We start from the raw sequence: 23,014 nt of genomic DNA, 5'->3' as shown, positions 1-23,014 counted from the left end.
AGTTCAGGCGCTAGCCACAAAGCCCGTCACTGGCAACAGTGCCGGGCTTTTTTTTTCGTCCCGAATGGACACGGGATCAACCCGCATCAAGGGTAGAAACTCAGCACACGGTAATCGCTGAAGACCCTGTCCGGGGACACCAGAAATTTCAAGCTGCCCGACCAGGACTGCCCTGGAGACAGGGTTTGCGGCGCTCCGGTCTGCGCAGGCAAAACCACGGTGCGCAGCACCAGCTTGCCTTCTTGATCCATCAAACTCAGCTCCAAGGCCGTCATGCCCAGGACACGCTGCGTGGTGTTACGGACAGACCAAGACAGGACATGGTCCTCGCTGTGTTGCACCAGGCTGGAGCTGTCGATGACAATGCCCTCTGGATCGCGCAGCGGACTGACTTGGCAACCAAAAAACTCGCACACATGGCGAATCATGGGCTCACTGTCAGGCCAAGACGACGCAATGGCATCTCTTTGCACATAGGCCCCTTGCATCACCAGCAGCAACGCCAAGGACAGCACCCCATAAGGTGCAAGCCATGCCCTGGATGGCAGCGCTTTGGCGATCTTTGGGGGGTTTGGCAAGGCCTCAGACGCCACAGGCTCAGGTTTAAAACTCGACAACGCGTCTTCAAAAGCGGCCAGCTCGGCTTGCGCTGGCCGGATGTGGGCAGGCGATCTGTGGTCTTCTTTTGTCAATAAGTGGTCGAGCGAGATGCGGTCCGCAGGGTCAGCCACCAAGTCGACAGGTTGCACCGCCTCAAGCGAAGGGTGAGGACCGTCTCCAGTGCCTGGATCAGGCACTGCGGGAGAAACAAGCGCCCCAGCGGACGCAGGGTCCCAGCGCAGCACCAGTCCCGTGCTGTCAAACGCATGGCCACAGGCGCCGCAACGCAACCAGCCTTTGGCAGCGTGCAAATGCACCTCCGGCAGCTGATAAACCATGGCGCACGAAGGGCAGCGGGTGATCCTGTTCATGGCCTGATTGTAGACAGGCTCAAGCTGGCCGAGGCACCACCTTGGCCGTCATCAAAATCCAGCCTTCTTGGGTATCGGCCACTTCGAGGGCAACCCATGGGGCGTAAGCGGCTTTGAGTTCTTCAGCCTGCCGCTCGAGGATACCGGCCAAAACCAAATGGCCGCCCGGGGCCACATAAGAACACAAAAGGGGCGCCAACACCTTCAACGGTGTGGCCAAGATGTTGGCCAGCACGGTCTGGTACTGGCCCTGCGCTTTGTCTGGCAAACCGGCCTTCAACTGCACGCCGTTGGCCTGCGCATTCAATTCGGTGGACGTCACCGCCGCTTCGTCGATGTCCACTGCATCGATCTCGGTGGCGCCGTATTTGGCTGCGCCAATCGCCAAAATGCCCGAGCCGCAACCGTAATCGAGCACGCGCTTCGCCTGCACGCCGTGTTGCGCAATCCAGCGCAAACACATGCGGGTGGTGGGATGGGTGCCGGTGCCAAAAGCCAGACCCGGGTCGAGTCGGATGATCTGCCGGGCTTGTCCGGGCGGCTCGTGCCAAGTGGGGACAATCCAGAAATCGGGTGTCACTTCGACTGGCGCAAATTGCGACTGGGTCAGGCGCACCCAATCCTGGTCTTCCAGCGTCTGGATGCCGAGCAACTGGCAGTCCTCAAAAAAATCTTGCGCCCCCAATAAAGCCGCAGCTTCCCGGGCCGCCGCTTCCTGGGCGAACAACGCCACCATGCGCGAACGCTGCCATCCATCTTTGGGTGGCGGCATACCCGGTTCGCCAAACAGGGCTTGTTCGGCTGGGGTTTGGGCGTCCGCGTCTTCCACCGACACGCTCAACGCGTCCAAGGCATCGAGCGCATCGCTCAGCATGTCCACCCGGTCTTCGGGGCACAGCAGGCTCAGTTCATACATAAGGCGTCAGCGCTTGTGCTGGCTCAGCCAATGTTCCAGGTAATGGATGTTGGTGCCACCTTGCATGAACTTGGCGTCCACCATCAACTCGCGGTGCAAAGGCACGTTGGTGCTGATGCCTTCGATCACCGTCTCATTCAAGGCGGTCTGCATGCGGGCCAAGGCCTGCTCGCGGGTGTCGCCATGCACGATCAACTTACCGATCATCGAATCGTAATTGGGCGGCACAAAATAGTTGTTGTAGACGTGCGAATCCACCCGCACGCCGGGCCCACCAGGCATGTGCCAAGACGTGACCCGCCCGGGTGAGGGCGTGAACTTGAAGGGGTCTTCGGCGTTGATGCGGCACTCGATGGCATGGCCCCGAATCTGGATCTGCTTTTGGGTGAAAGGAAGGCGCTCACCGGCAGCCACCATGATCTGCGTTTTGACGATGTCCACGCCCGTGACCCACTCCGTTACCGGGTGCTCGACCTGCACGCGGGTGTTCATCTCGATGAAATAGAACTCGCCGTTTTCGTAGAGAAATTCGAAAGTGCCCGCACCCCGGTAATTGATCTTCTTGCAAGCGGCCACGCAACGCTCACCGATCTTCTCAATCAGTTTGCGTGGGATGCCTGGCGCCGGGGCTTCTTCGATCACTTTTTGGTGACGCCGCTGCATGGAGCAGTCGCGCTCGCCCAAATAGACCGCGTTGCGGTGCTTGTCGGCCATGATCTGGATTTCCACATGGCGCGGGTTCTGCAAGAATTTTTCCATGTACACCGCCGGATTTCCAAATGCAGCACCGGCTTCGGCCTTGGTCATTTGCACGGCATTGACCAACGCCGCTTCGGTGTGCACCACGCGCATGCCGCGACCACCGCCGCCGCCTGCAGCCTTGATGATGACCGGGTAACCCACGGATTTGGCGATGCGGCGGATTTGCAACGGGTCATCGGGCAATTCACCTTCCGAGCCAGGTACACAAGGCACGCCGGCGCGGATCATGGTTTGCTTGGCCGAGACCTTGTCGCCCATGATGCGGATCGACTCTGGCGTGGGTCCAATGAACTGGAAACCACTTTTTTCAACCCTTTCGGCAAAGTCTGCGTTTTCGCTCAAAAAGCCATAACCGGGGTGAATGGCTTCGGCATCGGTCACCTCGGCCGCCGAAATGATGGCCGGCATGTTGAGGTAGCTCAAAGCTGACGAGGCGGGCCCAATGCAAACCGCCTCTTCGGCCAATTTGACGTACTTGGCCTCTTTGTCGGCTTCGGAATAGACCATCACCGCCTTGATGCCCAGCTCGCGACAAGCGCGCTGGATGCGCAAGGCGATTTCGCCTCGGTTGGCGACCAGGATTTTCTTGAACATGAAATCCTCGTGGCTTTATTCGACGATGAACAGTGGCTGACCGTATTCCACGGCCTGGCCGTTTTCACACAAGATCTGCGTGACGGTGCCGGACTTGTCGGATTCGATCTCGTTGAGGATCTTCATCGCTTCGATGATGCACAGGGTGTCACCCTCCTTGACCACCGAGCCGATCTGGATGAAAGGGGCCGAACCAGGGCTGGACGAGCGGTAGAACGTGCCCACCATGGGCGACTTCACGGCGTGGCCAGCGGGCGCTGCAGCCACCAAGGGTGTGGCCTCCACCACGGCCACGGGAGCAGCCACCACAGGGGCTGCTGCCGTGGGTGCGGCTTGCTGCATCACCACCGGTTGGGCAAAGCCCATGCTCTTGACAATTCGAACTTTACCTTCAGCTTCGGTGATTTCCAGCTCTGACACGTTCGAGTCGGACACCAGGTCAATCAGTGTTTTGAGTTTGCGCAAATCCATAGATCCTCCATTGCTTGAGCACTTGTAATGGGGTGAATTTACACCAAATTTCAGTAAAAACCTTGAATTCATCTTTTCTCGTCCGAACATGAACGAGCTATCCAGACGATTCAGCAGCATGAGGGCGCACTCTCCCTCGGCAAGGGGTGTGGGGCGATTCAGGCGACAGCGCCGCGCCACTGCGTCAGATCGTCAGGCGTGAGTTGACCCATCTTTTGTCGCCAAATGCTGCCATCTGCCTTGAAAAATACGGTAAAAGGCAAGCCACCGACCGCATTGCCCAAGGATTTGGCCAATTGGGTTCCTTCCAGTCCGGCCAGTCCAACCGGGAAACCCAATGGCTGCTTGGACAGGAACTTGCGCACTGCACTGGGCTGGTCAATGGCCAGCGCCACCACTTGATGCCCCATGGCGGTGTTTTTGCGCCAGAAAGCGTCAATCAGGGGCAGCTCTTCGATGCACGGTGGGCACCAAGTGGCCCAAAAGTTCAGTAACAAGGGTTTACCCTCAAATGCAGCCATATTCAAGGCTTCACCCCCTGGCGTCTCGAACTGCTGACTCCAAAATGGGTGCTTCCCCGCGCCCACCACCTCTTGAGGCTCAAAACGCCGCATAGCCACACCGACCCCGGCCACAAGGGCAGCTGCACCGGCACCCCAAATCAGATGGCGTCTGGACCCGTTTTCAATTGGTTGGTTCATGTTGGGATTGTCTTTCATGCCGCCAGCAGGCGCTCCAAGGCCGCCAAATCCCCCCGAGGCGAGCGGCCTTGCGTGTCGGGCAGCAAGGCCCCACGCAGATCGTCCAGATCATAAATGCGCAGGTGCACCCCCACATCTTCGCCCAACGCTTCACAAAAACTGTGAACGCTCAGCACATCCACATCGTCCCCGTGCAGCCCCCGCGCAGTTTGCACGTCGTAGCGTTGGTTCTGGTTGATTAAGGCGATCTCGGCCGATTTGGGGTCATCGCAAAACAAAGCCAGGTCCACATCGCACAGGCGCGTGGCCCAACCTTGCCAAACCGCACCACCCAAGTGCGGGCGAAATTCGGCCAAGCGTTGCATCCAGACCCTTGCCAAATCACGCAAAGCCAGCAACTCGCCGGGCTGGGTGTCGGCGCAAAACAAGGCGATGTAGTCGCGCACCTCGGTCTCGACCACGTCGTTGGCGGGCAAGGCGGTACGGCTGGGCAGGCCCAGTTCTTTGAGGGCGCGGTGCTTGGCCGGACCAAAAGCCAGGCCTTCTTCCACCACCAAACGGGCGGCGGTGGCGGCAATTTCAAGGGCAAGGTCGTTCATGGGCACCGATTGTGACCCGGCCAAGGCGAGACCGAGCCGCTGCACCCCTAAAATCCGGGCATGCATATTCATATTTTGGGCATTTGTGGCACCTTCATGGGTGGATTGGCTGCACTGGCGCGAGAAGCCGGGCATCGGGTCACCGGATGTGATGCAGGCGTTTACCCGCCGATGAGCGACCAATTGCGCGCATTGGGCATCGAGCTGATCGAAGGCTTTGATACCGAACAAATGGCCTTGAAACCCGATGTGTTCGTGATCGGGAACGTGGTCAGCCGCGCACGACTGCCCGACGGCAACCCCAAATTTCCGTTGATGGAAGCGATTTTGGAAGCCGGCGCGCCCTACACCAGCGGCCCGCAATGGCTGTCGGAGCATGTGTTGCAAGGCCAACATGTGCTGTCTGTGGCGGGCACCCACGGCAAAACCACCACCACGTCCATGCTGGCCTGGGTGCTGGAACGGGCCGGACGCGCACCAGGCTTTTTGGTAGGCGGCGTGCCGCTGAACTTTGGCGTTTCGGCCCGTCTGGGGGGTGGCCAATACTTTGTCATCGAGGCCGATGAATACGACACCGCCTTTTTTGACAAGCGCAGCAAATTTGTCCACTACCGCCCGCGCACCGCCATCCTGAACAACTTGGAATTCGACCACGCCGACATCTTTGACGACCTGGCGGCCATCGAGCGCCAGTTCCATCACCTGGTGCGCACCGTCCCGGGCTCGGGTCGTGTGGTGGTCAATGGCCTGGAAGAGAGCCTGACGCGCGTGCTGGGCCAAGGCTGCTGGAGCGAAGTGCGCACGTTTGGTGCTGCCGTGAGCGACTTCGTGGCCGAGGGCGAGCCAGCGCAATTCAAGGTCTTGCAAGCAGGCAAAGCGGTGGCCGAGGTGCAGTGGGGCATTGGGGGCGTACACAACCAGCTCAATGCGCTGGCGACCATCGCTGCCGCCGAACATGTGGGGGTGAACCCAGCCGTGGCCGCACAGGCGCTGGCCAGTTTTGAAAACGTCAAGCGCCGCATGGAAGTGCGCGGCCAAGTCAGGGGCGTGACTGTCTATGACGACTTTGCCCACCACCCCACGGCGATCCGCACCACCGTCAACGGCCTGCGCCGTCAGGTGGGCGATGGCCGCATCCTTGCGATTTTTGAGCCGCGCAGCAACACCATGAAGCTGGGCAGCATGAAAGCGCAACTGCCTTGGAGCCTGGAAGAAGCCGATCTGGCCTTTTGCCACGCAGGGGGCCTGGGCTGGGACGCCACAGCAGCGCTCGAACCCATGGGAACGCGCGCGCAAGTGGGTGCCAACATAGACGAAGTCATTGCACAAGTGCTGGCCCAGGCAAGGCCAGGCGATCACCTGCTGTGCATGAGCAACGGCGGCTTTGGCGGGATTCACGACCGACTTTTGCGGGCGCTGGCCGCCTGAGCCTTTCTCTCAGCGGGCGCGACGCGCCTTCACCGCATCCGACAGCACCCGCAACACGCCTTCGCTGTCGCCCCAGCCGATGCAGGCGTCGGTGATGCTCTGGCCGTAGGTCAGCTTCGCCACATCGTGCTGACCGGGCGTAAACTTTTGGGCTCCGTCCACGATGTGGCTTTCGACCATGACGCCAAACACCTGGCGTGAGCCGCCGCTGATCTGCGCTGCAATGTCTTTGGCCACATCGATCTGACGCTCGTGCTTTTTGCTGCTGTTGGCATGGCTACAGTCCACCATCAGGGTGGCGGGCAACTTGGCGGCCTCCAGCTCTTTGCAAGCCGCAGCCACGCTGTCGGCGTCGTAGTTAGGGGCTTTGCCGCCGCGCAAAATCACATGGCAATCCTGGTTGCCCTGGGTCTGCACGATGGCGACTTGGCCGTTTTTGTGGACCGACAAAAAGTGGTGGCCCCGGGCTGCGGCCTGGATCGCGTCGGTTGCGATTTTGATGTTGCCATCGGTGCCATTCTTGAAACCGATGGGTGCCGACAGGCCCGAAGCCAGTTCGCGGTGCACTTGGCTCTCGGTGGTGCGCGCGCCAATGGCACCCCAGCTGATCAGGTCACCAATGTATTGGGGCGAAATCACGTCCAGGAACTCGCTGCCTGCGGGCACGCCCTGGCGGTTGATTTCAATCAGCAATTGGCGGGCGATGCGCAAACCTTCGTCGATGCGAAAACTCTCGTCCAGGTAAGGGTCGTTGATCAGACCCTTCCAACCCACGGTGGTGCGGGGTTTTTCGAAGTACACACGCATCACGATCTCGAGTGTGTCGGCGTATTTTTCGCGCAAAGGCTTCAAGCGGCGGGCGTAATCCAGCGCCGCGGCCGGGTCGTGGATCGAGCAAGGGCCAATGATGACCAGCAAACGGTCGTCTTTGCCGTGCACGATTTTTTGAATGGCTTTGCGGGTTTGGGCGATCAGGGTTTCCGTTGCCGTGCCGGCAATGGGAAAGAATCGGATCAAATGTTCTGGCGGTGGGAGCACGGTGATGTCCTTGATGCGTTCGTCGTCGGTCTGGCCTGTACGGTCGGCGGCATTCGGATACCAGCTCTCAGGGGCAGTGGTTTTGGCGTTCATCGTGGACTCCTCGGATTGAAAAAAAGGTGAAAAAAAACCGCCGGGCTTTGGGGCTCCGGCGGTGTGTGTCGAGATGTTCGGGTGCTTATGCGCTCGCCTCTCGTCCGCCGGGGACTGAGAACCAAAAATAAAAAAAGTAAAAAGCGATGCGCGAGGACATGGGGTTCAATGTATCACAGCTGGATGACGGTTCCTGACAGGCCAGCTCAAGGGCAAACCCTTGGGCATTGCTCACGCGGTCCCGCCCACCGTCAGGCCGTCGATGCGCAAGGTCGGCTGACCAACGCCCACCGGCACGCTCTGGCCTTCTTTGCCGCAGGTGCCCACACCCGAGTCGAGCTTCATGTCGTTGCCGATCATGCTGATCTTCTTGAGCGACTCGGGGCCACTGCCGATCAAGGTCGCGCCTTTGACGGGGTATTGGATCTTGCCGTTTTCCACCCAATAAGCCTGGCTGGCCGAGAACACGAACTTGCCGCTGGTGATGTCAACCTGTCCACCCGCGAAGTTGGTCGCGTACAGACCTTTTTTGATGCTGGCCACGATTTCTTCGGCGCTCTTGTCGCCGCCCAACATGTAGGTGTTGGTCATGCGCGGCATGGGCACATGGGCGTAGCTTTCTCGGCGGCCATTGCCCGTGGGCTTGACACCCATCAGGCGAGCATTCATCGAATCTTGGATGTAGCCGCGCAAAATGCCGTCTTCGATCAAGACATTCTTTTGGCTGGCGTGGCCTTCGTCGTCCACATTCAGCGAGCCCCGGCGGTCGGCCATGGTGCCATCATCCAGCACGGTGACGCCCTTGGCGGCCACGCGCTGACCGATGCGCCCGCTGAAAGCGCTCGAGCCCTTGCGGTTGAAGTCGCCCTCCAGCCCATGGCCCACGGCCTCGTGCAGCAACACGCCAGGCCAACCATTGCCCAACACCACGGTCATCTCGCCTGCAGGCGCAGGGCGAGCTTCGAGGTTGATGAGCGCGGCCGACACGGCTTCTTGCACATAGCTTTCGACCATGGCGTCGTCAAAATAGGCCAGGCCAAAGCGGCCACCGCCGCCGGCGCTGCCCACTTCGCGGCGGCCATTTTGCTCGGCGATCACGGTGACCGACAGGCGGATCAGGGGGCGCACATCGGCCGCCAGCGTGCCATCGGCACGGGCCACCATGACCACGTCGTATTCGGTGGCCAGCCCTGCCATGACTTGCACCACGCGGGGGTCTTTGGCACGGGCGATTTTTTCGACATGGCCCAACAAGCTCACTTTGGCCGTGCTGTCCAGCGTGGACATCGGGTCCAGCGCGGGGTAGAGCGAACGGCTGGCCGAAATCTTGCGCGCTGGCACCTTGATGCGCTTGTTTTGCGCGGCAGACGCAATGGAACGCACCGTCATGGCCGCGTCCATCAAGGAAGCTTCGGAAATGTCATCTGAGTAGGCAAAGGCGGTTTTCTCGCCCGACACAGCCCGCACGCCCACGCCCTGGTCGATGCTGAAGCTGCCGGTCTTGACGATGCCCTCTTCCAGACTCCAGCCTTCAGAGCGGGTGTACTGGAAGTACAGATCGGCGTCATCGACCGCGTGCGCCTTGATGGCGTTCAGGGCCTGAGTCAGATGGGATTCGTCGAGACCAAACGGGTCAAGCAACAGGGACTTGGCCGTGGCCAAGCGTTCAATGGTGGGTTCGCGTGAAATCATGAGGCCCATTGTAGGCACGGATCAAGACCCTTGCCCACACCGGACAGCCCCCGATGTCTGCGGCAAGCCGCGGCTTCAGCGCTGGCGCATGAGTTTGAGCAAGGCCGCATCGTCCAGATCGGCCCAACCCTGCCCAAGGGCTTGTGCAAACAAGTCTCGCGCCAAACGACCCAAAGGGGGATCAAAAGCCACATCGTCAGCGGCCTGCACCGCCAAGCCCGTGTCTTTGGCCAGCAACGTGACGTGGGCACGGGGCTCGAAATCCCCCGCCAAAGCCCGGCGCATCCGGTCCGAGCCAATCCAGCTTTGGCCACTAGAGGCTTCAATGACCGACAACGTGGCGGCAGGGTCCAGCCCCAGACGCTCGGCCAAGGCCATGGCTTCGGCTGCGCCCGCCAGATTCACCGCAGCTAGCAAATTGTTGACCAGCTTGGTGCGGGCGCCGTCTCCAGCGCGGGTTCCCACGCGAAAAACTTGCTGGCTCAAGGCGGTCAACAGCTTCTGGCTGCGCTGCCACACCGCATCGGAGCACGCCACCATCAAACTCATGGTGCCCTCTTGGGCCCGCACAGGCCCCCCGGACATGGGGGCATCGATGAAGTCAATGCCCCTGGGTGCCAAACGCTCAGCCTGGCTTTGCACCGTGGCAGGTCCCAAGGTTGGACACAGCATCACCGACTGACCCGGCTTCAGCACTGGGCCAGCACCCCCCTCGCCCCAAAGCACCGCCTCGGTTTGCGCAGCATCCACCACCACCACCATCAACACGCCATCGGGCACCAGCATGCGGGCGGCCTCAAGGGCAGACCCACAAGCGACCGCCCCCAAGGCCACCGCCTGCGACTGAACCTGTGGGTCGATGTCGTAGACCGCCACCGACCAGCCCAGACCACGCAAACGGGCCAGCATGCCACCGCCCATGTTGCCCGCACCCACCACCGCGACCTGCGTCAGATTCATCATGTTTGCACCAATTGTTTGGATTTCGCAATCGACATCAAAATACCCAAAGCCAACCCCAAGGTCACCATGGCCGTTCCGCCGTAACTGATGAAGGGCAAGGGCACACCCACCACCGGCAAGATGCCGCTGACCATGCCAACATTGACAAAGGCATAGGTGAAGAAAATCATGGCCATGCTGCCCGCCAACAAGCGACTGAACAAGGTGGGTGCCTGCATGGCAATGACCAAGGCCCGGTAAATCAGGAAGAACAAACTGGCCAGCAAAAGCAAGCCCCCGATCAGACCGAACTCTTCACCCAAGGCCGCAAAAATAAAGTCGGTGGTGCGCTCTGGAATGAACTCCAGGTGGGTTTGTGTGCCCTGCATGAAGCCCTTGCCCCAAAAGCCGCCCGAGCCAATGGCGATCATGCCCTGGATGATGTGAAAACCCTTGCCCAGCGGGTCACGGCCCGGGTCCAGCAAGGTGCACACCCTTTGGCGCTGGTACTCGCGCAGCACATGCCAATCCACATCGGGCTGGCACAGGCTGGGCTCCATGATCACCAGCACCACGATGCCCACCAACCCCAAACCAACCGGCGGCAAAATCCACCGCCACTTGATCCCAGCAAAGAAAATCACAGCCAAGCCCGCCGACAGCACCAGCAAAGAGGTACCCAGGTCCGGCTGCCTCATGATCAAGCCCACAGGAATGCCCAAAATCATCAAGGCCACCGCGAAGTCAAAGGGCCGCAACTGCCCCTCGCGTTTTTGAAACCAAGCCGCCAGCATCAGGGGCAAAGCAATTTTCAAGATCTCGCTGGGCTGGATCACCACCCCCAGATTGAGCCAGCGCGTGGACCCTTTTTTGGTGATGCCAAAAAGGGCCACCGCCACCAGCAAAATCACGCCCACGGTGTACACCGGGACGGCCCAAGCCATCAATTTCGAAGGCGGAATCTGCGCCACCCAAAACATGATGACGCCCGCAATCAGCATGTTGCGGCCATGGTCAACAAAGCGAGTGCCATGGTCATAACCTGATGAATACATGACCAACAGGCCCAGACAGGCCAGAAAAAAAACAGCGCAGGCCAAAGGTACGTCAAAACCTTCGATCAAGCGCATCAAGCGCTGCAACGCAGTGGGGTTTTGGTAGGCAGAGCCCGATGTCAACGGGGCCTGGCGAGGGGTCTTGTTCATGGCAAATCAGGCGAATTCGCCCTTGGGGTCTCGTCCCATCAGGGCCTGCACAGCCTCACGGGCACTCAGACGCCTGTCCAGCAAAGCCACCACCGCGTCGGTGATCGGCATGTCCACCCCCACAGCGCGGGCACGTTGCAAGACGGTGCGGGCGCTGTAAACCCCCTCGGCCACATGGCCCAGTGAAGTCACCGCCTGATCCAGTGTCTGGCCTTGGGCCAGCAGCAAACCCACTTTGCGGTTGCGGCTCAGATCCCCCGTGGCCGTCAACACCAGGTCGCCCAAGCCCGACAAACCCATGAAGGTGTCGCTCTGGGCTCCCAGCGCCTGACCCAGGCGTGTCATCTCGGCCAAGCCCCGGGTGATCAGGGCAGCCCGCGCATTCAGGCCCAAACCCAGACCATCGCACAAGCCCGTGGCAATGGCCAACACGTTCTTCACGGCCCCGCCCACCTCGACCCCAACGATGTCGCTGTTGGCATACACTCGCAAGGCCGGGCCGTGGAAAGCCTGCACCAAGGCGTCGCGCACACTGGCATAAGCACTGGCAGCCACCAAAGCCGTGGGTTGCTGGCGCGCCACCTCCAAGGCAAAACTCGGGCCGCTCAACGCACCCGCCATCAGGTGCGGGGCCACTTGGGCCTGCACCTCGTGGGGCATCCACCCGGTGCCCGACTCCAGACCCTTGCACAGCCAGGCCACAGGCGCGCTCACCTCCGACATGGCCGTCAGCGCATCGCGCAAACCCGCCATGGGCGTGGCAATGACCCACAAGTTGCAGCCCCTTGAGGACATCAGCAAAGACGCCAAGGGGACCGATGAAATCTGAAGGGAGCCGGGCAAGTCGATGCCCGGCAGGTAACGGGCGTTTTGCCTTTGCGTGCGCAAAGCCGCGGCCTGGGCGGCATCGCGGGCGTGCAAAGTGACCGCATGTCCACCCGTGTGACGGGCCGCCGCCAAAGCCATGGCGGTGCCCCAAGCGCCGGCACCAATGAGGGTGATGTGCATGGTCCGGCTGAACCTCGGTCCGGCTTACTGTGTGATCGCAGCGGCCTGCTCGGCTTGCTGGACTTGTTGCTGCTCGTACATGGCCTGGAAGTTGATCTCGGCCAAGTGCACCGGCGGAAAGCCCGCACGTGTGATCAGGTCGGCCACGTTGCCACGCAGATAGGGGTACACGATTTGCGGGCAAGCGATGCCCATGACGGGTCCCATCTGGTCATCGGGCAGGTTGCGGATTTCAAAAATGCCGCCCTGCTTGCACTCAACCAAAAACACAGTCTTGTCGCCGATTTTGGTGTGCACGGTGGCGGTCACGCAGACTTCAAACACGCCTTCGGCCACGGGTGTGGCCTCCACGCCCAACTGGATGTCCACGTTGGGCTGCTGCTGGTCCAGCAAGATGCCAGGCGAGTTGGGTTGCTCCAGCGAAGCCTCTTTCAGGTACACACGCTGAATCTGGAACACGGGGGCTTGGGCTTCGGTGGCGGTGGTGACAGCGGTATCGGTCATGGGAAACTCTTATGAAATGAAAGTGCCGGAAAAACCGGACAGATGGAGGAAGGGGACAGCCGCATTATCGACCATGCCAGCCGCCCCCAGCAGGCATGTTCAGGGCCATGAAAACCCTGAATAACCCGCGGTGCAATTCAAGCCGCCTGCAGCAAAGGCACCAAGCCGCCTTTGGCGTCCAGGGCCATCAGGTCGTCGCAGCCGCCCACATGGGTCTCGCCCACGTAAATCTGCGGCACGGTGCGGCGACCCGTGATTTGCATCATGTGGTCGCGCTGGGCCGGATCGATGTCGATGCGGATTTCTTCAATTTGCTCGACCCCTTTGGACTTGAGCAGCTGCTTGGCCCGTACGCAATAAGGGCAAACAGCGGTGGTGTACATCTTGACGGCTTGCATGAGAATTCCTTGGTGGCAAATGTGAAATCAGGCTTTTTCGGTCGGCATGCTGGCCGCAGTCCAGGCGCGCAAACCGCCCGAGAGCGACTGCGCGTTGTCATAGCCCAGCTTGCGTGCAGTGGCAGCGGCACGCGCCGAACGCGCACCCACCTGGCACACCATGATTACCTGGGCCGACTTGTTCTTGACCACTTGGCCCAGCTTTTCTTCAAGCTGGCCCAAAGGCAAGTTTTTGGACCCGATGACATGCCCCCGAGCAAATTCGTCGGGCTCACACACATCGATCACCACGGCTTTCTCGCGGTTCATCAGTTGCACCATGGTCTGCGGGTCCAGACCACTGCCCTTGGTCAAAACCGGCAACAACAAGGCAAAGCCCGACCCCAAGGCCAAGGCCAGCAACATCCAGTTCTCAATCAAAAAATTCACGGGACAGACCTTTATTCATCAAAAAAATGCCACCCTGTCAGCGGGCAGATAACTCGCAATTCTAAAATGCCGGGCTTGCCCCTGTTTTAAAACGCCTCCAAGGCCTCTTTTCTATGCACAAACTTGTCCTCATTCGCCATGGCGAATCCACCTGGAACCTGGAAAACCGCTTCACCGGCTGGACCGATGTGGACCTGACCCCCACCGGGGTGAGCCAGGCCATGTCGGCGGGCAAATTGCTCAAGGCCGAAGGCCTGGACTTTGACCTGTGCTACACCTCGGTGCTCAAGCGCGCCATCCTCACCCTTTGGTTCACCCTGGACGAGATGGACCGCACTTGGCTGCCGGTGGTCAACGACTACCGGCTGAACGAGCGCCACTACGGCGCGCTGCAGGGCCTGAACAAAGCCGACATGGCCAAGCAATACGGTGACGAGCAAGTGCTGGTCTGGCGTCGCAGCTACGACACACCCCCACCCGCGATGGAAGCGACCGACCCCCGCTGCGAACGCAGCGACCGCCGCTACCCCGATCCAGCATTGGTGCCCCTGACCGAATGCCTGAAAGACACCGTGGCGCGCGTGCTGCCCGCGTGGAACGACAGCATTGCCCCCAGCATCCGTGCGGGCAAGCGTGTCCTGATCACCGCGCACGGCAACTCGATCCGCGCCCTGATCAAGTACCTGGACGGCATTTCCGAGACCGACATCGTGCACCTGAACATCCCCAACGGCATCCCCTTGGTGTACGAGCTGGACGCCGACCTCAAGCCCATTCGCCACTACTACCTGGGCGACGCCGAAGCCGCCGCCCAAGCCGCTGCTGCCGTGGCCAGCCAAGGTAAAACCTGACCGCACAAGGCCCTTTACAGGAAATTACACACCCAGCCCCACGGCGCAGGACTTGCGGGTGTATATTGGTCCGAACTTCACTGCACACGCACTCGCAAAATGGGACACAAACTCAAGATCGCCGGTTGGCTCAGCGTGGGCGCATTGGCTGGTGCCCTCACCACCATGTCGCTGCAAACTGTGGCGCGCGGCAACATGGCCCCCCTTCCCCTTGAAGAACTGCAGCAGCTGGCCGCCGTATTTGGCATGGTCAAAAGCGACTACGTAGAACCGGTTGACGAGAAAAAACTGATCACTGAAGCCATCTCCGGCATGGTGGCCAGCTTGGACCCCCACTCTCAGTACTTTGACAAAAAAACCTTCAAAGAATTTTCTGAAGGCACCTCGGGTCGCTTTGTCGGCGTGGGCATCGAAATCAGCCAAGAAGACGGCGTCGTCAAGATCGTTTCGCCCATCGAAGGCTCACCCGCCGACCGTGCAGGCCTCAAACCCAACGACCTGATCACCAAAGTCGACGACACCCCGCTCAAAGGCCTGCCGCTCAGCGAAGCGGTCAAGCGCATGCGCGGCGAGCCCAAAACCAAAGTGGTGCTCACCGTTTTCCGCAAAGACGAAAACCGCACCTTCCCGGTCACCATCATCCGCGAAGAAATCAAGACCCAATCGGTCAAGTCCAAGCTGATCGAGCCCGGCTACGGCTGGATCCGCGTCTCGCAATTCCAGGAACGCACCGTCGAAGACTTCGCCCGCAAGATCGAAGAGATGTACAAACAAGACCCCCAGCTCAAGGGCTTGGTGCTCGATTTGCGCAACGACCCGGGTGGCCTGCTGGATGCTGCGGTGGCCCTGTCGGCCGCCTTTCTGCCCGACAACGTCACGGTGGTCACCACCAACGGCCAGCTGGCCGAAAGCAAGTTCACCTACAAGGCATCACCTCAGTTTTGGCGTCGCAACAACAACAACGACCCCATCACCCGCATGACGCAGGCCACGGGCGGTGCCCTGAAAAAAGTGCCCTTGGTGGTGTTGGTCAACGAAGGCTCGGCCTCGGCCAGCGAAATCGTGGCCGGTGCCCTGCAAGACTACAAACGCGCCACCCTCATGGGCAGCCAGACCTTTGGCAAAGGCTCGGTGCAAACCGTGCGCCAGTTGGGCCCTGACACCGCCCTCAAAATCACCACCGCCCGCTACTACACGCCCAATGGCCGCGCCATCCAGGCCAAGGGCATCGTGCCCGACGTGATGCTCGACGAGACCGAAACAGGCAACGTCTTTGCCGCCCTGCGCACCCGCGAAGCCGACCTGGGCAAACACCTGTTGAACGGCAAAGAAGCCGAAGAAGCCAAAGACCCCGCCCGCGAAAAAGCCCGTGAAGAGGCCATGAAAAAACTGGAAGAAGACGCCAAAAAACCGGTCGCCGAACGTCGCCTGCCTGAATTCGGCTCGGACAAAGACTTCCAACTGGCCCAGGCCCTCAAACAACTCAAAGGCCAGCCCGTCAAAGCCAGCACCACACTGGCCGAACGCAAAGTCGAGAAGAAAGACTGATCGCCAGCAACTGACGGACGCCGCCCATGGATGACACGCAACTGCTGCGCTATTCGCGGCACATCCTGCTCAACGAACTGGGCATCGACGGGCAGGAAAAACTGCTGGCTTCACACGCCCTCATCATCGGCGCAGGCGGCCTGGGCTCACCGGTCAGCCTCTACCTGGGCAGTGCAGGCGTAGGCCACATCACCGTGGTCGACCACGACCACGTCGACGCCACCAACTTGCAGCGCCAAATTGCCCACACGCTGGATCGGGTGGGTCAATTCAAAGCCGATTCGGTGCGCACGGCGATTGCGCAAATCAACCCCGATGTGCGCGTCACCCCCATCACCCACCGTGCCGATGCGGCCTTGCTGGACACCCTGGTGGCCCAGGCCGATGTGGTGCTGGACTGCAGCGACAACTTTGAAACCCGCCAAGCCGTGAACCTGGCCTGTGTGCTGCACCGCAAACCACTGGTCTCGGGCGCAGCCATCCGCATGGACGGGCAGGTCTCGGTATTTGACAGCACGCAGCCCGATGCGCCCTGCTACGCCTGCATCTTCCCGCCCACCCAACTGCCCGAAGAAACCCGCTGCGCCACCATGGGCGTGTTCGCCCCGCTGGTGGGCATCATCGGCACGGTGCAAGCAGCCGAAGCGCTCAAGATCTTGAGCGGCATGGGCAGCCACATGGCCGGGCGTTTGCTCATGCTCGACGGGCGCGAACTGTCCTGGACCGACATCCGCATGCAGCGCAACGCGGCATGCCCGGTGTGCGCGGCCCACAGGGTCTGACCCGCTTCAGCGACTGAGCCTGAGGCTGCTCGCTCAAGAGGCGTGGCAGCTGCCGTTGAACTTCCTGAACAAAGCCGGGGACATGGGGGCCTCATGCCCGGCAAACACCCCTCTTTTTTCCTTTTGTGCCTGCCGCTGCAAGGCCGCGTAAGGCCCCCGGCCCGTACGAAAACGGTAAGCCCAAGCCATGCCCGAGCGCACCATCTGCGCGCCAACATCCACCCCGTCCACTGACAAACGGCCAATGTCCCGCCCGTAGCTGTCGTGCCCCAGCGACTGCACCTGAACCGGTTTGCGCAGCGCCAGCGCGATCATGGCGTCACGCGCCGCTGAGCCACCCGGCTGGCAAGTTTCAGGCGCATCCACCGCATCCAGGCGCAGCTTGACCGGCTCTTTCTGGCCTGGGCGCACCACCAAAACCGTGTCGCCGTCCATCACCCAACTGACCCAACCGGTCCAGACCTCGGCCTTGGCCTGGTTTGTCGACTTGACCTGCTCTGCAAAAACGCTCCCCAGCCCTAACAAAAGGGCCCAGCCAAATACCCATGCCCTCATGCCGGGCTCCGCGCCACCGGGCCACGCCTGCGGTTGGCTCGCGGCCAGTTGGGACTGAGCTCCACCACCAGGCTCTGGGCCCGCACCAGCAAACGTGCCAGCACAGCGTCGAACTGCACCACTTCGTCGCCCTGCAAGGCACTCAAAACCTGCCCATTGATGGCCTGGATGCGCGGCATCAAATCCGCATACAACTGCCGCCCAACAGGCGTCAACTCCACCCGCGCGCCGCGTCGGTCACCCGGTGTCACCGTGCGCATCACCAATTTTTTTTTGCCAAGGGCCGTCAAGGTACGCGACGTGCGGGCGCGGTCACGGTGCATGCGCTCGGCCAGCACCGAGGGCGGCAAAGCGCCGTTTTCGTACAAATGCGCCACCATCGCCCACTCACGCCGCGTGATGCCGTAACCCCCTTCGCACAGCCGCACCACCAAGGCACCAGCCGTGTTGGACAAGCGGCCCAACCGGTAGAGCAGGAGGTCCTCAATGGAGGCCAAGCGTTGAGATGGAGACAGCGGCATCAGGGTTTTCCAGGGGAATGATTGATTAGATCAATTGTCATGTCAAGGATTACATTTTCACCTCGTTCGGCCTGGATTCCCGGGCTTTAACCTCCCCCACCAAGAGACACGCATGCACAACATCAGACACTTGACCCGCCGAGCCCTGGGCTTGGTCGCTCTGTCACTGGCCGTGATCACACCCAGTTTGCAGGCCCAAGACAAGCCCCCACTCAAAATCCTGGTGGGCTTTCCACCTGGCGGCTCGGCCGACATCCTGGCCCGCATGGTGGCCGAAGCGCTGCGCGACGATTTTGGCACCATCGTGGTGGACAACAAACCCGGCGCTGGCGGGCGCATTGCCCTGAACCTGGTCAAAGCCGCCAAGCCCGATGGCCAAACCGTGATCGTGTTGCCCAGCGGCCCCATGGTGCTGTTTCCCCACGTCTACAAAAAGCTCGACTACGACGCGGTGAAAGACTTCACGCCCGTCTCGCAAATCGCCCGCTTCCAGTTTGGCGTGGTCTCTGGCCCCTCCAGCAACGTGAAAACCGTGGCCGAGATGACGGCCAAAGCCAAAACCGACCCGGCTTCTGCCAGCTACGGCACACCCGGTGCAGGCACCTTGCCGCACTTCATGGGGGTATTGCTGGAGCAGTCTGCGGGCATCAGCCTGAACCACATCCCCTTCCAAGGTGGTGCACCGGCCAACACAGCGCTGCTGGGCGGCCACATCGGCTACAAGTTTGACGTGGTGTCCGAAACCGCCGAAATGCACCGTGCAGGCAAAGTGCGCATCATCGCCGTCACCGGCGGCCAGCGTGATTCGCAAGTGCCCGAAGTGCCCACCCTCAAAGAGTCGGGCATCAACATGGAAGCCACGGCCTGGTTCGCCATGTACGGTCCCGCTGGCCTCAAAGGCGATGCCCTCACTCGCCTCGAAAAAGCCATGATGAAGGTCGCCCGCGACCCCGCCATGAAAGACAAAATGATCAAACTTGGCCTTGAGCCAATTGGTTCTAACTCTGTTGATCTGGCCGCCGCTCAAAAAGCCGACCTCAACCGTTGGGAAAAACCCATCAAGGCGACGGGCGTGCAACTTGACTGAACGCATGACAGACACCACCTCAGCACGCCCCAACATCATCTTCATCGTGGCCGACGACCTCGGCTTTGCAGATCTGGGCTGCTACGGCGGCCGCGACGCGAAATTCGGCAAGGTCTCGCCCGTGCTCGACCAGCTCGCCGCAGCGGGCCTGAAGTTCACGCAAGGCTATTCCAACTCGCCCGTGTGCTCACCCACCCGCTTTGCACTCATGACGGCGCGCTACCAGTACCGCCTGCGCGGCGGTGCCGACGAACCCATCAACAGCCGCAGCCGGGGCAGCGCCGTGCTGGGCCTGCCACCCGAGCACCCCACGCTGCCGTCCTTGCTCAAGGCCAGCGGCTACCGCACCGCGCTGATCGGCAAATGGCACCTGGGTTACCCACCGCACTTCAGCCCGATCAAATCGGGCTATGAAGAATTTTTTGGCCCCATGTCGGGCGGGGTGGACTACTTCACGCACTGCGCCTCCAACGGTGCACACGACCTCTTCACCGGCGAAGACGAAACCCCCGAAGACGGCTACCTGACCGACATGATCTCCAAGCGGGCGGTGGACTATGTCGAGCGCATGGCCCCGGGCGCTGCGCAAGGCACCCCCTTCTTTTTGAGCCTGCACTACACCGCACCGCATTGGCCCTGGGAAACGCGCGAAGACCATGCGCTGGCAGCTGAAGTGAAAGACAACATCTTTCACCTGCACGGCGGCAACATCCACACCTACCACCGCATGATCCACCACATGGACGAAGGCATTGGTTGGCTGGTGGAAGCTTTGAGAAAAACCGGACAACTCGACAACACCCTGATCGTCTTCACCAGCGACAACGGCGGTGAGCGCTTCAGCGACAACTGGCCTTTAGTGGGCGGCAAGATGGACCTGACCGAAGGCGGCATCCGCGTGCCTTGGATCGCGCACTGGCCAGCCGTGATCGCGCCGGGCGGCACCTCCGCCCAGCACTGCATGACCATGGACTGGTCGGCCACCCTGGTCGAGCTGGCAGGTGCACAGGCCCGGGGCGACTTGCCGTTTGACGGCGTGTCTTTGGCCCATGTACTGCGCGATGCCCAGCACCAATTTGAGCGCCCCCTGTATTGGCGCATGAACCACCGCGGCCAACGCGCCCTGCGCATGGGCGACTACAAATACCTGCGGGTGGACGGCAACGACTACCTGTTCAACATCCCCGCCGACGAACGCGAACGCGCCAACCTGGGAGGACGCCAGAGCGAGCGCTTGCAAACCATGCGCGCAGCGTGGGAAGCCTGGGACGCCACCGTGCCCGCCATCCCCGAAGACGCTACCGTCAGCCTAGGCTACTCGGTCAAGGACATGCCGCAGCGCTGATGGCCCTGACGGCTAAGATCGGGCATGCCTGATATGCAACGATTTTTGACATTCCGCCAATGGCCGCGGTTGACCGCAACTCTGGCCCGCACCGAAGTGGTGGCGGGTTTGACGGTGGCGCTGGTGATGATTCCCCAAGCCGTGGCCTATGCGGGCCTGGCGGGCATGCCGCTGGTCACCGGGCTTTACACCTGCTTGATCCCGGCGCTGTTGGCCGTGCTGTTTGGCAGCGCCAACCGCTTGTCGGTGGGCCCGGCAGCGCTCACGTGTGTGCTGATTGGTGCGTCTCTCACGGGCATGGCAGAGCCTGGCTCCGCCGAATGGGTGGCGTTGGCGGTGTGGTTGTCACTGCTCTCGGGGGCCATTCAGCTGCTGCTGGGATTGGGCCACTACGGTTGGTTGATCAATCTGGTCAGCGCCCCGGTGATGATGGGTTTCACCCAAGCCGCGTCTTTGCTCATCATGGCGTCGCAAGTGCCTGGCTTGCTGGGCGTCAAAACCTGGAGCTGGGATGTGCAAAGCTGGCCTGTTTGGCTCAGCGGCTGGCCGGCGTGGTTTGGGCTGGGCAGTCTGGCCATCTTGCTGCTGCTGCGCCACTTCAGGCCGCGATGGCCTGGCATCATGATCGTGATGGGTATGGCGTCGGCATTGGCCTATGCCACCAATTACCAGGAGCACGGCGCGGTGGTGGGTTTGCTGCCCTCGGGCCTGCCTGACTTTTACTGGCCCCAGTGGCCGGGGCTGGACACCCTCAACCAACTTTGGGTGCCCGCCATGGTGATTGCACTGGTGAGCTTTCTGGAGACGGCGTCCAGTGCCCGCATCGAATGCCGCCGCGATGGCAAGCGCTGGGACGACAGCACCGAGCTCTTCAGCCAAGGGTTGGCCAAGCTGGCCTCGGCTTTTTCGGGCAGCTTTGCCACCAGCACCTCGTTCTCGCGCTCGGCCCTGATGCTGTATGCCGGTGCGCGTTCAGGCTGGGCGGTGGTGGCCTCGGTGAGTTTTGTGCTGCTGGCTTTGCTGATCCTCATGCCGGCGCTGCAATTTGTGCCGCGCTCGGTGATGTCGGCTGCCGTGATCGTGGCCGTGCTCAACCTGTTTCAGCCCCGCCAGTTTTTGGCCGTTTGGCGCGTGGGCCGCATCGAGACCATGACGGCGGGCATCACCTTTGCCATGACCCTGCTCACGGCACCACGCATTTACTGGGGCGTGATGACCGGGGTGTTGGTGGGCCTGAGCCACTTTTTGCACACCCGCTTGCACCCGCGCATCATCGAAGTGGGCCTGCACGCCGACGGCAGTCTGCGCGACCGCCACCTGTGGAAACTGCCCCCGCTGGCCCCGCACTTGTATGCGATGCGCTTGGACGCGGAACTGGACTTTGCCGCCGCCAGCGATTTTGACCGCGCCATCACCGACCACTTGGCCAACCACCCCGATGTGAAACATGTTTGCCTGTTTGCCCAGCCGATCAACCGGATCGACGTGACCGGTGTGGAAACCTTCGGCCAGTTGCACCGTCAGTTGGCCAGCAGGGGCATCAGCTTGCACATCAGTGGGATGAAGCTGCCGGTGGAGACGACTTTGCGACGGGCGGGCGAGCTGCGCGAGAGCCCGCACATCAACCTCTACCGCACCGACGCAGAAGCCCTGCAGGCACTCAAAGCGCTGGAACCGCTTCCAGCCGACATCGCCGCAGCCGCTATCTGATCGACCACGCAGGTCCGGGCCTCAGGCCAGCGCTTTTTCAAACTCCGACAAGCGTTTGTAGATGGATCTCAGCTCGGTGATGTCGGTCCAGCGCTCGATCAGGTAAGAAAACGCGTCATTGACCTTGCCAAAGGCATTGCTCACTTGCTGGATCACCCCCAAAGTGATCAAACCCGTGAACAAGGAAGGCCCCATGAGCAAGAAGGGGAAAATCACCATCATCTGGCCGTAAAAATTGCTCCACAGGTGAAAGTATGCGTAGTGGTTGAACAGCCGGAAATTGTTCAGCCGCACCCCCATGAACAACTCCAGCACCGTGGGCAAATGCATGCGGCTGCGCTCGTCCTCGGCAAACACCAGGTCCTTGCGCAGCGCAGCCTCAGTCCTTTGGTTGTTGTACTCCAGCCCCGGCAGCCGAATGCCCACAAACCATGAAATGACGGTGCCCCCCAGCGCCGTGGCCAGCGCCACCCAGAACAACGAGCCCTCAAACTGCAACCAGGCAATGGCCATACCTGTGGACAAAGCCCACAAAATCGGGATGAACGAGAGCAAGGTCAGCACCGCCCGGACCAAGCCCAGTCCCAGGTTTTCGGTCTGGCGGGCAAAGCGCATGCAGTCTTCCTGAATCCGCTGCGAAGCGCCCTCTACGCTGGCATCGGTGCCCTGCCAGCGCGGCAGGTACGCCTCGGTCATGGCCTGACGCCATCGAAAAGCGAAGTGGGACGCCAAATACGTCTCGAGGCTGCGCAGCAACATGAACGGAAAAGCAATCCACGCAAACTGCCACATGAAGCCCCAGAACTTCTCCAGCCCGCCGGCCTGCTCGGGCTTTTGCAACAGGTCATAAAACTCGCCGTACCA

24 protein-coding genes are annotated in these 23,014 nt (G+C 61.1%); 7 read left to right on the top strand and 17 right to left on the bottom strand.

The genetic code is table 11. The features are described from left to right. Positions 1–86 precede the first annotated feature (86 nt). The 6 genes from ACIQ47_RS05195 to ACIQ47_RS05170 all read right to left on the bottom strand — a co-directional run bounded on the left by ACIQ47_RS05195 (position 87) and on the right by ACIQ47_RS05170 (position 5,014). Positions 87–971: a zinc-ribbon and DUF3426 domain-containing protein gene (locus ACIQ47_RS05195; protein WP_396437142.1), complete on the bottom strand. Its 885-nt coding sequence runs from the start codon at positions 969–971 to the stop codon at positions 87–89. Positions 972–990: 19 nt separating this feature from the next. Further along, entirely contained in the window at positions 991–1,887 is an 897-nt protein-coding gene (prmA, locus tag ACIQ47_RS05190; RefSeq protein ID WP_396437141.1) for a 50S ribosomal protein L11 methyltransferase, read from the bottom strand. A gap of 6 nt (positions 1,888–1,893) precedes the next feature. Further along, positions 1,894–3,243, bottom strand: coding sequence for an acetyl-CoA carboxylase biotin carboxylase subunit (gene accC, locus ACIQ47_RS05185; RefSeq protein WP_396437140.1), 1,350 nt, complete (start codon positions 3,241–3,243; stop codon positions 1,894–1,896). 15 nt (positions 3,244–3,258) lie between these two features. After that, positions 3,259–3,714, bottom strand: a complete 456-nt coding sequence (gene accB / locus ACIQ47_RS05180) for an acetyl-CoA carboxylase biotin carboxyl carrier protein (protein ID WP_396437139.1) — start codon at positions 3,712–3,714, stop codon at positions 3,259–3,261. 158 nt (positions 3,715–3,872) lie between these two features. Next, the gene (locus ACIQ47_RS05175) at positions 3,873–4,328 is read right to left on the bottom strand and encodes a TlpA family protein disulfide reductase (RefSeq protein WP_396437151.1); all 456 of its coding nucleotides are present in this window, start codon (positions 4,326–4,328) and stop codon (positions 3,873–3,875) included. 101 nt (positions 4,329–4,429) lie between these two features. Beyond that, positions 4,430–5,014: a hypothetical protein gene (locus ACIQ47_RS05170; RefSeq protein WP_396437138.1), complete on the bottom strand. Its 585-nt coding sequence runs from the start codon at positions 5,012–5,014 to the stop codon at positions 4,430–4,432. Between the two features lie 60 nt (positions 5,015–5,074). On the opposite strand from ACIQ47_RS05170, the gene mpl reads away from it, so the two are divergent. Beyond that, positions 5,075–6,442, top strand: a complete 1,368-nt coding sequence (gene mpl, locus ACIQ47_RS05165; RefSeq protein ID WP_396437137.1) for a UDP-N-acetylmuramate:L-alanyl-gamma-D-glutamyl-meso-diaminopimelate ligase — start codon at positions 5,075–5,077, stop codon at positions 6,440–6,442. Between the two features lie 9 nt (positions 6,443–6,451). On the opposite strand, the gene ACIQ47_RS05160 is transcribed toward mpl, so the two are convergent. The 8 genes from ACIQ47_RS05160 to ACIQ47_RS05125 form a co-directional block, all read right to left on the bottom strand. Continuing rightward, complete coding sequence (locus ACIQ47_RS05160; RefSeq protein ID WP_296292775.1) at positions 6,452–7,573, bottom strand: 3-deoxy-7-phosphoheptulonate synthase; 1,122 nt, start codon at positions 7,571–7,573, stop codon at positions 6,452–6,454. 231 nt (positions 7,574–7,804) lie between these two features. Next, positions 7,805–9,265 carry a metalloprotease TldD gene (gene tldD, locus ACIQ47_RS05155; protein WP_296292776.1) on the bottom strand — a complete coding sequence of 487 codons (1,461 nt, stop codon included), beginning with the start codon at positions 9,263–9,265 and terminating at the stop codon, positions 7,805–7,807. A gap of 75 nt (positions 9,266–9,340) precedes the next feature. After that, entirely contained in the window at positions 9,341–10,228 is an 888-nt protein-coding gene (locus ACIQ47_RS05150) for an NAD(P)-dependent oxidoreductase (RefSeq protein WP_396437136.1), read from the bottom strand. Beyond that, on the bottom strand, positions 10,225–11,337 hold the full coding sequence (gene rodA, locus ACIQ47_RS05145) for a rod shape-determining protein RodA (protein WP_396437150.1): 1,113 nt from the start codon (positions 11,335–11,337) through the stop codon (positions 10,225–10,227). The genes ACIQ47_RS05150 and rodA overlap by 4 nt, the downstream gene beginning before the upstream one ends. 81 nt (positions 11,338–11,418) lie before the next feature. Then, positions 11,419–12,420 carry an NAD(P)H-dependent glycerol-3-phosphate dehydrogenase gene (locus ACIQ47_RS05140; protein WP_396437135.1) on the bottom strand — a complete coding sequence of 334 codons (1,002 nt, stop codon included), beginning with the start codon at positions 12,418–12,420 and terminating at the stop codon, positions 11,419–11,421. Positions 12,421–12,444: 24 nt separating this feature from the next. After that, on the bottom strand, positions 12,445–12,924 hold the full coding sequence (secB, locus tag ACIQ47_RS05135) for a protein-export chaperone SecB (RefSeq protein ID WP_396437134.1): 480 nt from the start codon (positions 12,922–12,924) through the stop codon (positions 12,445–12,447). 137 nt (positions 12,925–13,061) lie between these two features. Continuing rightward, complete coding sequence (gene grxC / locus ACIQ47_RS05130) at positions 13,062–13,322, bottom strand: glutaredoxin 3 (RefSeq protein ID WP_396437133.1); 261 nt, start codon at positions 13,320–13,322, stop codon at positions 13,062–13,064. Positions 13,323–13,349: 27 nt separating this feature from the next. Then, positions 13,350–13,751, bottom strand: a complete 402-nt coding sequence (locus tag ACIQ47_RS05125; RefSeq protein WP_396437132.1) for a rhodanese-like domain-containing protein — start codon at positions 13,749–13,751, stop codon at positions 13,350–13,352. 113 nt (positions 13,752–13,864) lie between these two features. Here ACIQ47_RS05125 and gpmA point away from each other — a divergent pair, with 113 nt between their 5' ends. The 3 genes from gpmA to ACIQ47_RS05110 all read left to right on the top strand — a co-directional run bounded on the left by gpmA (position 13,865) and on the right by ACIQ47_RS05110 (position 16,932). Further along, positions 13,865–14,602 (top strand): 2,3-diphosphoglycerate-dependent phosphoglycerate mutase, encoded by a 738-nt coding sequence (gene gpmA / locus ACIQ47_RS05120; RefSeq protein ID WP_396437131.1) that lies wholly within the window; start codon positions 13,865–13,867, stop codon positions 14,600–14,602. A 99-nt stretch (positions 14,603–14,701) separates the two neighbouring features. Further along, the gene (locus tag ACIQ47_RS05115) at positions 14,702–16,150 is read left to right on the top strand and encodes a S41 family peptidase (RefSeq protein WP_296292784.1); all 1,449 of its coding nucleotides are present in this window, start codon (positions 14,702–14,704) and stop codon (positions 16,148–16,150) included. Between the two features lie 26 nt (positions 16,151–16,176). Continuing rightward, positions 16,177–16,932 carry a HesA/MoeB/ThiF family protein gene (locus tag ACIQ47_RS05110; protein WP_396437130.1) on the top strand — a complete coding sequence of 252 codons (756 nt, stop codon included), beginning with the start codon at positions 16,177–16,179 and terminating at the stop codon, positions 16,930–16,932. Between the two features lie 33 nt (positions 16,933–16,965). Here the strand turns inward: ACIQ47_RS05110 and ACIQ47_RS05105 are convergent, their stop codons facing one another. Further along, the gene (locus tag ACIQ47_RS05105; RefSeq protein WP_396437129.1) at positions 16,966–17,487 is read right to left on the bottom strand and encodes a thermonuclease family protein; all 522 of its coding nucleotides are present in this window, start codon (positions 17,485–17,487) and stop codon (positions 16,966–16,968) included. Next, on the bottom strand, positions 17,484–18,008 hold the full coding sequence (locus ACIQ47_RS05100) for a MarR family winged helix-turn-helix transcriptional regulator (protein WP_396437128.1): 525 nt from the start codon (positions 18,006–18,008) through the stop codon (positions 17,484–17,486). The genes ACIQ47_RS05105 and ACIQ47_RS05100 overlap by 4 nt, the downstream gene beginning before the upstream one ends. 112 nt (positions 18,009–18,120) lie before the next feature. Between ACIQ47_RS05100 and ACIQ47_RS05095 the strand changes: the two genes are divergently transcribed. From ACIQ47_RS05095 to ACIQ47_RS05085, 3 genes are read left to right on the top strand one after another with little or no spacing between them, the layout of a single operon-like run. Further along, a complete protein-coding gene (locus ACIQ47_RS05095) occupies positions 18,121–19,095 on the top strand; it encodes a Bug family tripartite tricarboxylate transporter substrate binding protein (protein WP_396437127.1) in 975 nt (324 codons plus the stop codon). Positions 19,096–19,099: 4 nt separating this feature from the next. After that, positions 19,100–20,440 (top strand): sulfatase, encoded by a 1,341-nt coding sequence (locus ACIQ47_RS05090; protein ID WP_396437126.1) that lies wholly within the window; start codon positions 19,100–19,102, stop codon positions 20,438–20,440. Between the two features lie 24 nt (positions 20,441–20,464). Beyond that, the gene (locus ACIQ47_RS05085) at positions 20,465–22,150 is read left to right on the top strand and encodes a SulP family inorganic anion transporter (protein WP_396437125.1); all 1,686 of its coding nucleotides are present in this window, start codon (positions 20,465–20,467) and stop codon (positions 22,148–22,150) included. 21 nt (positions 22,151–22,171) lie between these two features. Here the strand turns inward: ACIQ47_RS05085 and ACIQ47_RS05080 are convergent. Beyond that, positions 22,172–23,014 (bottom strand): SbmA/BacA-like family transporter (locus ACIQ47_RS05080; protein ID WP_396437124.1); only part of this gene is annotated, 843 nt, incomplete at its 5' end.

Origin of the sequence: Limnohabitans sp. (assembly GCF_044373035.1) — a bacterium.
In the GTDB taxonomy this organism is placed as follows: Bacteria; Pseudomonadota; Gammaproteobacteria; order Burkholderiales; family Burkholderiaceae_C; genus Limnohabitans_A.
The sequence above is the reverse complement of the archived record's forward strand: the minus strand, read 5'-3'. Positions and strand labels throughout refer to the sequence as shown.